The organism is Methylobacterium longum (assembly GCF_022179385.1).
Taxonomy (GTDB): domain Bacteria; phylum Pseudomonadota; class Alphaproteobacteria; order Rhizobiales; family Beijerinckiaceae; genus Methylobacterium; species Methylobacterium longum.
The window spans coordinates 1-7,524 of record NZ_BPQS01000093.1; the positions used below are offsets into that span (position 1 = coordinate 1).

Sequence of the window (7,524 nt, forward strand, 5' to 3'; positions counted from 1 at the left end):
CCAATCGGAGAACAGGCCGACGGCGGCGGCTGCGGCCGCACAGGGTGGGGATGCCAAGGCGTCTCCGGGCCAGTCGTCCGAGGACAAGGTCTCGCAGGCCAAGACGGCCGTGCAGCGGGCGGTCGACCTGAACGCCAAGGGCGACCAGAGATGCCGCGACTCCGTCAAGGAAGCTCGCAACCTGCTCCCGCAGAAGGGGCAATGATCGCCCGGCGGCCTCACACAGGTGAGTTCGCCGCCGGCCAACCACTGACATGATCGGACCTGCCGGCGGGAAACCGTCGGTGTGGCCCCACCTCAACGTTCCTCCAGGATAGCCGGGTGGGGCCACTTCCTAAGTTCATTCCGGCATTGCTGCTGCCGCAACAGCTGTCGCTTAGCTCGAAGCGCGGCCGGCATCAGGCCCGCTCCAGCAGATCGACGAGGAACGTGCCGGCCGCCGCGATGACGTTGCCGCGGCTGCACCAGGGCAGGATCTCGGCCACAGGCTGCGGCTCGGCCAACACCTCCGGCAGCAGGTTCTCGGCCGCCTCAGCCTCGCGGTCCTGATCGTTCTCGCGCATGTAGACGACCTGCGAGCCGGTGACACTCTACAGGCGCCGCTAGGGACGGCTCGTCGTCGGCACCATCCTCGTGGTCCGTGTCACCCATGAGCAGTGCAGGCTCCAAGATCGGCTTACGCTTGGCCCAGGCCGGCTACTGTTGGGGCCGCAAGGGACAGACCGAAGAGCAGAAGGAGTGGCACGCCTGCAAACCGAACTCGATCTACGAGGATAACATCGGGGCGGTGGCGCGCTGATGCTAAGCAGCCTTGATGCATAAGCTCGCGCCCACCAGCCTCTACCGCCTTCAGACCCTCGCTCAGACTGGTGCACGCTTCTATCAAGTGACCGCCTACATGCGGCGCCTAGAGGTTCTCGGCTTGGTCGCGGCCACCGGGCGAACGGATCCGAAGGCGAGGAGCGCCGAGTACCAGATCACCGATGCCGGCCAGGCCGAGTTGCGGGAGCACTTCGGGCCGTCATCGACAGCGCCTATCGATGGCTGAACTTCAGAAAAAAGCCCGCCGCGGCGAACCGGGCGGGCTTCTCGAGATCCGCGGCTGTGAGGCAAACGCTGGGATCTGCCCTGATCTTACGGCGGCATAGGTTAAGAAAAAGCCCCGCGGCGGTACCGGCGGGGCTGAAGGTTGTTCTGCCTGGAGGAAGAACGCGTAGATCGTAGCGGACACTGGCCGCCTGTCGCCTCACATGCCTGTGAGACCTACACCATTGCCGACTGGGCGTTCTGCAGCGCCCGCGCGTACAAGCCCCGTATGCCGACTGCGTGAAGGCCCTTGCGTGCTCCTGCAGCTTTCCTGCTGAGACGCGTTACGCTGTAGTGAGATCAGGCATCTGCCATCGGTGAGTCCGGGCCGTCCTCAGTGGGCGTGCCGTCGTAGCCTTCCAGCCACGCCTTGCGCTCGGGCGACCGGACTGGGTACGGGCACGCATCCTTCGGGCGTCCAATCGCACGGGCGTGCGCACCTTCAGAGATCGCTTTGAGGATTGGCGACTGGCGCATGCCCATGACATCCTCCATTAGCCAATTGGGTTGCCTGGAGGGAAACCTCTCCGGAGCCGGCGGAGATCCCCTCTCGCCTGCGCTTGGCCGCCATCGTGTAGGACCGACAGAAACATCCTGGCGGCTGTCCTGCCGAATGCAAAAAGCCCCACGAACCGTCAGGCCGTGGGGCTACAAACCGCGGAAGTCAGACCCCGTCTAGCCACCACCTTGAGTGCCGCCGCCGCCGCTGGCGCTGCCATTCGGCACAGCCCGCTCGGGATGGGTGGCATTGCCGCCAGCGGCCGAGTTCGTCGTGACGGTCTCGGCCCCGGTGGCTCCACGAGCAATGATCAAATCTGGATCATTACCGGTCGTGTTGGGCTGGGACTGAATGATTGCTCCCGTTGTTTGAGGCGAACCACCGGGGACGAGCGGCTGTGCGCAAGCCGCTCCCGAAGCGATGAAGCTGAGCGAGACAATAAAAGCTGTCGATGCTACGTGCATTGAGCGTCCTTTGAGGCGTATCTGCTGCGACAACCCTCGATCAGGCGCGAGTTTCCGGATAATTTTTTAGGTGTGATTTGACACCAAAACATATGTTATGGGGCGGTAAATCTAGTTTAAGTTTCGAAATGCACTCTATAGTGGCTCGGCAACGAGGTTGAATGGGCCACAGAGGACATTTAAGCCGGCCCGCCTTCGGCCGCGATGCGAAGGATCCGCCGGGCTACTCCACCTTCGCCATCTGCCGCCCATGGTTCTGCACGATGTCGCGGAAGAGGTGGCCGCTGGCTGAGGTCGTGACCAACGCCGCGGCGGCTTTCTTGTAGAAATGCGCCTCTCAGCCGAGGTGGAACCGGGTCGTTCGTAGCCCCTTCTCCAGATCACAAAGCAGTGGATCAGGAGCCTGCAATGAGCGGTGCCGACCCGAAGACACCTCAGGAGGTGATCGCAGAAGCTCCGGCCGGCGCTCGTCCCTATCTGCCAGGGAACGTAGCCAGACGGTCACAAGGACCCAGATCGTCTGGCGAGTCCGAGCCCGGTGACATGGGGGCCTTCGACAATAAGGAGTACGAGGAACCGCAGCACGAGAGCACCAAGGGCGATGGCGGGAGCGGGTATCGAGGCGGCGGCTGAAGGGCGGCCTCCAACAAGTCGCGTGTGCGTCTCAGTCCCTCGTCAGTCAGCCCTCATCGTCCCCCACTCAGCAGCTTGTCCTTGAACGATTGATCAAGGCATGCCGAGCGCCAACAGCGCAGCTTTATCCATGTAGATCGACAACGGATCGCCCATGTCTTACTGTCGAGCTTGACGATCTAATTTGTATTTATCCGTTCGATTTCATACGCAGTAGTTAGAAATGCAGCGGATATTATCGTGTGTAAAAGCTCATGGAGCCACGTGTCCTAAGATTTTGCTGCTCGGTCAGCCTTTATCGCCCCCTCTCTGACCGGGCAGCTTCCCCCGCAGGTCGGCTGCCGATTGCTAGCCTGCGGGGCGGTGTTCCCCCGAGACACGACTCCGCCCCGCCACCGACCCGGTGCGTGGGGCGCCTTCTTCCTGAACGCGGCCTGTCCGTGAGCAGCTTGTCGGGCGGCGGGGCCAACGCACTGGACAGGGCGCCGTAACCACCATGCCGACACCGTCCGAGGCAAACCTCCAAGATCTGCTCGCGCAGGCGGATAAGGATCTGGCGGAGGCCGAACAGCGCCGCGAGCATCACGCTCGGATCATCGCCGGCCTTCACGATGGGACGGAGGCCCGTGCCGCAGCGGAGAAGGTTCTCCGCGAGATTGATCGGACCATCGCGTTCATCCGCGCGAACCGCGAGTTGATCGGGCACATCCTGGACTGATCAACATCAGCCGGTCGGACTGCTACTGCGCCGCGATCAGCATCCAGTTGCGCGCCTTGGCCAAGCGGTCCTCATCCGACATCCACGGCATGTAGACGATCACCCGCTCCACGATCACCCGCAGGTTGAACTCGTCGAGGCCGAGGCCCTGCGCGAACCCGTGCAGTTGCCGCATCAGGCGGGCGACGACGATCTCGTGGTTCGGGTCGGGCTCGCTGGTGATCCCTCGACCGGGAAGCCCATGATCACGGCGGTCATCACCATGGTCCGCCGCAGGCCCAGTGTGGTCGCCTTGTCGGCCAGCAGCTTCTTGGCCTGCGGGTGCATGTCTATGGCCTTACCCACGTCGATCCGGTGGCCGGACTTGAACGCGAACGGCTTGGCGCCCTCGTCCTTCAGGAAGGCGTTCGTGGCCGCCTGGATCTCGTCGTCCGTCACCTCGGACTTGCGGCGCAGGTCGCCGACGCTGGGGATCTCTTTGGCCATGCCGGAGAGGTACTGTGCGACGGCTGGGGCGTCGAGGGCCAGCGCGGGATCGAGGTAGGTCGTTGACGAAGTCGGCAAAGCGCACGGCCTACCTGATCGCCGTGCATCAGAGAGGCGAGGCTGTGCGCGTCTACGCCGTGCTTGCCCAATCGGTCGCAGCCGCGTTGGCGCAGGTCGGCGAACTGACGACGGACGATATGCAGATGGAGGTGGTGGGCTCACTCGGGCGAGACATTGTCCGACGTCTCGGCCTCAAGCCCGACGAGATGCGGCCCATGTGAGAGAGCTATCGTGGCGCCCTGCCCGTCCGTCACAGGATGCTCGCCGGCCGGCCATGTCATCACCGCTCGCCCGGCGTCGCGCACATCCGACCGCGTCCGCGGCCGATCTTCCTGAAATGGGTTCGAGTGGGGCTGCACGGAAGCCGCGGTGTGTCCCTGGCGTCATCGCGAGTGGGTGTTTCATCCGGTTAAACGTCCGTTCGCCCGAACAGGACACCCCACGAAATCGCCCTGGCTTCCGCCTTCGTCTCCTACCTGCGAGTCTCGACCGAGCGGCAAGGTCGGTCCGGCTTGGGGCTCGAAGCCCAGCGACGAGCGGTGGCCGACTTCCTCGAAGGGGGCGCCTGGCGCCACGTAGCCGAACTGGTCGAGGTCGAGAGCGGGTTCGGGGACAGCCGCCCTCGCCTATCGGAGGCCATGGCGCTGTGCCGGCTCCACGGGGCCACGCTGGTCATCGCCAAGCTCGACCGGCTGTCTCGCGACGCGGCCTTCCTGCTGAACCTGCAGAAGGCCGGCGTTCGGTTCGTGGTGGCCGACATGCCAGAAGCGAACGAGCTTGTGGCGGGCATCATGGCCGTGGTCGCCCAGGCCGAGCGCAAGATGATCACGGCTCGGACCAAGGCCGCGCTGGCAGCGGCCAAGTCGCGTAGTGTGCGGCTGGGCAAGCCGGGGAACCTGTCGAACCAAGAGGCCGGGCAGATAAACGGCCGGGCACGCCAAACGCGGCGGGCCGAGGAGCGGGCCAAGGACTTGGCCCCGGTGCTCGCCGGGGTGCGTGCCGAGGGGGCGATCTCGCTACACCAGATCGCGGCGGCGCTGAACGCGCTAGGCATCCCGGCGGCCCGCGGTGGGGCCCGGTCGGCCGTCCAGGTGCGGCGGGTTCTCGGGGAGTGTCGCGGGTGTCCGGCGGCCCAGAAGTCGTCTTCGACCAGCACGCCACAATCCTTGCTCACCCCGTTCACGAGCTAGCCAAACCGGCATGCGCCTATGCAGGAAGCACGATCTTCCGCGCTCCGAAACCCTGCGCCCCGTCCCAGCAGAGCCGCTGGCCCGACCGACCTCCACAACGGCACACGCTCACACTTCCACACAGATCGCTTATTTAAACGTCCACACAAGCCAACTCGTGTGTTTCCATGCCTGTTGACGTTCCGGCAATCTGGACGGTGTAGCTGTGAGCCTGTAGGCATCCATACCGGATGAGCCGTGTGGAGGTGTGGCCTATGAAGGTGGTGGCGCTGCTCGCCTGGAAAGGCGGCGTCGGGAAGTCGACCTTGACCATTAATCTCGCCGCTGCGGCGATCGAAGATGGACACAAGGTCGGCATCATCGACCTGGACCCGCAGTCGAGCCTGTCCGAGTGGTCGGACCGGCGTGAGGCGGAACAGCCGTTCGTATCCGACGCCAAGCCCCGCGCCGTAGCCCAAATCGTCGAGGCTGGCCGCGGGCTCGGCCTGGACCTGATGTTCATCGATACCCCACCCAACGCAACCGACGAGGTTGAGGCCGCCCTGGCGGTGGCCGATGCCGTCGCGATCCCGACAGGCGTTGCGCTGTTCGACCTGAAGGCGGTCACCCGTACGGTGCGTGTTGCCACACAGGCCAACAAGCCAACATGCGTGGTACTCAACAGGGTCGGCAACCGCAGTGACCGTGAGGCTGCCAGGATCCGGCGCGAGCTGAACCAGATCGGCATGCCGATCCTGAAGGACGTGATCCACGACCTGAAGGTGTTTCCGCGGTCGGCAGACGCCGGCCAAACGGCGATCGAGGTAGAGCCTGAAGGGAAGGGGGCCGTCGACGTGCGGGCTGTGTGGAAGCACGTTGCCAAACAAGTTGGCTTGCGTGCTAAGACACGCACACGCAAGCTTGAGAGTAGGGCTGTGTGATGGCCAAGCCTAATCCCCTTTCCATGGCGGCACAGGTCGCGGAGTCGCTGAAGGCTCCGGAGAGGCCGAAGGCTGCCCCGCCTCCGGCGCCAGCAGCCGAGCCTGTACCGGTTAAGGCCTCACGCGAGGGCAAGCGCTTCCTGGGCTACTACGTCGAGCCGCTACGGCATGAGGAGATCAAGCAAGCCGCGCTGGATGAGGGGATCCAGATCCAGGAGCTGCTGCGCCAGGCTGTCGATAGGTGGATGGATGCGAACGGCGCCGAGGCGGTGGCGGTGGTAGAGCGGCGGCGGGCGCGGAAGGCAGCGCGTTGAGAACACGAACGGGCCGCTCCCCTGCAAGAGCGGCCCGTAGTGACACCAAGATTGTGCCGCGCTCCTCTGTTCTATCCAGGTAATCAGCAAACCCGGGATAGTACGCGGTGTTCCCAGGCGTTTTTATATCGGATCATACCAATTGTTTGGCGATCTCTCGCTGTCAAATACATCTTTGCCATCAGCGTAGCTGTATCCGTGCGCGTGTGCCGCAGCACCTACGACGGCAGCGAACGGTGAGAGCCTGCATCCAGGCGGTGAAAGCAATGCCGCTAGGAGGAACGGCAATGGAATGGCTCGTGATTTCTGCATTCTCGACCGTCGCTTCAATGGCCGTAGCGACGACGGTGCTGACGCTGATGACGCTCTAGCAGTAGACGGCTTCACGTCTGGGAACCGTTTGGCTGCAGGCGGGTCTGCCTGTCAGTTGTTCACGGGATTAATCCACCTCAGCCCGCCCGGTTCGCCGCGGCGGGCTTTTTCGTTTCGCGTTGGAGCATTACATTCTGCGTAGTTCCACACAGCGCAGCGAAACCCGCGTCGGAGATAGCGCTTAACCTGCATTGGTATGCAGGATGTGCTGATGCGGACAGACCTGCCTCAGGGTAAGGCTACCTTCCGTGGTCGCGGACTGGCATTCGTTCACGGCTCGCACGTGGTCGTGAAGGTCTGCCCGGAATGTTCGCAGTGGAATGCGCCAATTGCGGCCGATCGCGGCCTGTGCGGCTGGTGCGCCTATGTTCCCGACTACGAGGACGTGGAGCCCATTGCTGACGACGTGCAGCATGAGGTTGCGATATAGGATAGCAGTAGCAGAGAATTCCTCAGCAGCCCTTGCAGATGCTGCCAATGGTCTGCTGCGTCCGCGCGTCCATCGCCTTCGACCGCGCGTCGAGATCCTTCTGCATCTTGCTCCGTGCCACCTCCGTCTGAGCCGCCTGGCTCTTCGCGTCGGTGCTGGCGGACCGTGCAGGATCGGCGCTCGGCTGTTGGACCGCGGCCGGTGTAGGCTGTCGGTGTGCGGTAGCTGCGAATGCCGGGGCAGCTAGGGTGTGAACCGAACCAAGCCGTTGCAGGGTTTGTGGTTTTATGATTCAGGGCCGCCCTTTACACCGTGGAGGCGGCGATGGCGGACCTGTTCTGGCTCTCGGACG

The 7,524-nt window shown here is 63.9% G+C and carries 12 protein-coding genes and 1 pseudogene; 9 read left to right on the forward strand and 4 right to left on the reverse strand.

The window, feature by feature from the left end; genetic code table 11:
- Window positions 1–205, forward strand: a pseudogene (locus MFF58_RS30845) (hypothetical protein); the annotation flags it as partial.
- 193 nt (window positions 206–398) lie between these two features.
- Here MFF58_RS30845 and MFF58_RS30850 read toward each other — a convergent pair.
- On the reverse strand, window positions 399–563 hold the full coding sequence (locus tag MFF58_RS30850; RefSeq protein ID WP_238294025.1) for a hypothetical protein: 165 nt from the start codon (window positions 561–563) through the stop codon (window positions 399–401).
- Window positions 564–649: 86 nt separating this feature from the next.
- On the opposite strand from MFF58_RS30850, the gene MFF58_RS30855 reads away from it, so the two are divergent.
- Together MFF58_RS30855 and MFF58_RS30860 are read left to right on the forward strand one after the other, a co-directional pair.
- Window positions 650–799 carry a hypothetical protein gene (locus tag MFF58_RS30855; RefSeq protein WP_238294027.1) on the forward strand — a complete coding sequence of 50 codons (150 nt, stop codon included), beginning with the start codon at window positions 650–652 and terminating at the stop codon, window positions 797–799.
- Between the two features lie 15 nt (window positions 800–814).
- Window positions 815–1,048: a hypothetical protein gene (locus tag MFF58_RS30860; protein ID WP_238294029.1), complete on the forward strand. Its 234-nt coding sequence runs from the start codon at window positions 815–817 to the stop codon at window positions 1,046–1,048.
- Between the two features lie 338 nt (window positions 1,049–1,386).
- Here the strand turns inward: MFF58_RS30860 and MFF58_RS30865 are convergent, their stop codons facing one another.
- Window positions 1,387–1,569: an Rmf/CrpP fold protein gene (locus tag MFF58_RS30865; RefSeq protein ID WP_238294030.1), complete on the reverse strand. Its 183-nt coding sequence runs from the start codon at window positions 1,567–1,569 to the stop codon at window positions 1,387–1,389.
- Window positions 1,570–3,178: 1,609 nt separating this feature from the next.
- On the opposite strand from MFF58_RS30865, the gene MFF58_RS30870 reads away from it, so the two are divergent.
- Window positions 3,179–3,400: a hypothetical protein gene (locus MFF58_RS30870; RefSeq protein WP_238294032.1), complete on the forward strand. Its 222-nt coding sequence runs from the start codon at window positions 3,179–3,181 to the stop codon at window positions 3,398–3,400.
- A gap of 22 nt (window positions 3,401–3,422) precedes the next feature.
- Here the strand turns inward: MFF58_RS30870 and MFF58_RS30875 are convergent, their stop codons facing one another.
- On the reverse strand, window positions 3,423–3,575 hold the full coding sequence (locus tag MFF58_RS30875) for a hypothetical protein (protein WP_238294035.1): 153 nt from the start codon (window positions 3,573–3,575) through the stop codon (window positions 3,423–3,425).
- Complete coding sequence (locus MFF58_RS30880) at window positions 3,575–3,964, reverse strand: hypothetical protein (RefSeq protein ID WP_238294037.1); 390 nt, start codon at window positions 3,962–3,964, stop codon at window positions 3,575–3,577. The genes MFF58_RS30875 and MFF58_RS30880 overlap by 1 nt, the downstream gene beginning before the upstream one ends.
- Here MFF58_RS30880 and MFF58_RS30885 point away from each other — a divergent pair.
- The 5 genes from MFF58_RS30885 (at window position 3,949) to MFF58_RS30905 (ending at window position 7,172) form a co-directional block, all read left to right on the forward strand.
- Window positions 3,949–4,167 (forward strand): hypothetical protein, encoded by a 219-nt coding sequence (locus MFF58_RS30885; RefSeq protein WP_238294039.1) that lies wholly within the window; start codon window positions 3,949–3,951, stop codon window positions 4,165–4,167. The genes MFF58_RS30880 and MFF58_RS30885 overlap by 16 nt on opposite strands.
- A 231-nt stretch (window positions 4,168–4,398) precedes the next feature.
- Window positions 4,399–5,136, forward strand: a complete 738-nt coding sequence (locus tag MFF58_RS30890; protein WP_238294047.1) for a recombinase family protein — start codon at window positions 4,399–4,401, stop codon at window positions 5,134–5,136.
- A gap of 254 nt (window positions 5,137–5,390) precedes the next feature.
- Window positions 5,391–6,056, forward strand: a complete 666-nt coding sequence (locus MFF58_RS30895; protein WP_238294041.1) for a nucleotide-binding protein — start codon at window positions 5,391–5,393, stop codon at window positions 6,054–6,056.
- Entirely contained in the window at window positions 6,056–6,370 is a 315-nt protein-coding gene (locus MFF58_RS30900) for a hypothetical protein (protein ID WP_238294043.1), read from the forward strand. The genes MFF58_RS30895 and MFF58_RS30900 overlap by 1 nt, the downstream gene beginning before the upstream one ends.
- A gap of 583 nt (window positions 6,371–6,953) precedes the next feature.
- A complete protein-coding gene (locus MFF58_RS30905; RefSeq protein ID WP_238294046.1) occupies window positions 6,954–7,172 on the forward strand; it encodes a hypothetical protein in 219 nt (72 codons plus the stop codon).
- Window positions 7,173–7,524 lie beyond the last annotated feature (352 nt).

Excerpts from the sequence above, each read along its gene's own strand:
- MFF58_RS30850 (WP_238294025.1), bottom strand. The coding sequence starts at position 563 with ATGCGCGAGAACGATCAGGACCGCGAGGCTGAGGCGGCCGAGAACCTG.
- MFF58_RS30855 (WP_238294027.1), top strand. The coding sequence starts at position 650 with ATGAGCAGTGCAGGCTCCAAGATCGGCTTACGCTTGGCCCAGGCCGGC.
- MFF58_RS30860 (WP_238294029.1), top strand. The coding sequence starts at position 815 with ATGCATAAGCTCGCGCCCACCAGCCTCTACCGCCTTCAGACCCTCGCT.
- MFF58_RS30865 (WP_238294030.1), bottom strand. The coding sequence starts at position 1,569 with ATGGGCATGCGCCAGTCGCCAATCCTCAAAGCGATCTCTGAAGGTGCG.
- MFF58_RS30870 (WP_238294032.1), top strand. The coding sequence starts at position 3,179 with ATGCCGACACCGTCCGAGGCAAACCTCCAAGATCTGCTCGCGCAGGCG.
- MFF58_RS30875 (WP_238294035.1), bottom strand. The coding sequence starts at position 3,575 with ATGCGGCAACTGCACGGGTTCGCGCAGGGCCTCGGCCTCGACGAGTTC.
- MFF58_RS30895 (WP_238294041.1), top strand. The coding sequence starts at position 5,391 with ATGAAGGTGGTGGCGCTGCTCGCCTGGAAAGGCGGCGTCGGGAAGTCG.
- MFF58_RS30900 (WP_238294043.1), top strand. The coding sequence starts at position 6,056 with ATGGCCAAGCCTAATCCCCTTTCCATGGCGGCACAGGTCGCGGAGTCG.
- MFF58_RS30905 (WP_238294046.1), top strand. The coding sequence starts at position 6,954 with ATGCGGACAGACCTGCCTCAGGGTAAGGCTACCTTCCGTGGTCGCGGA.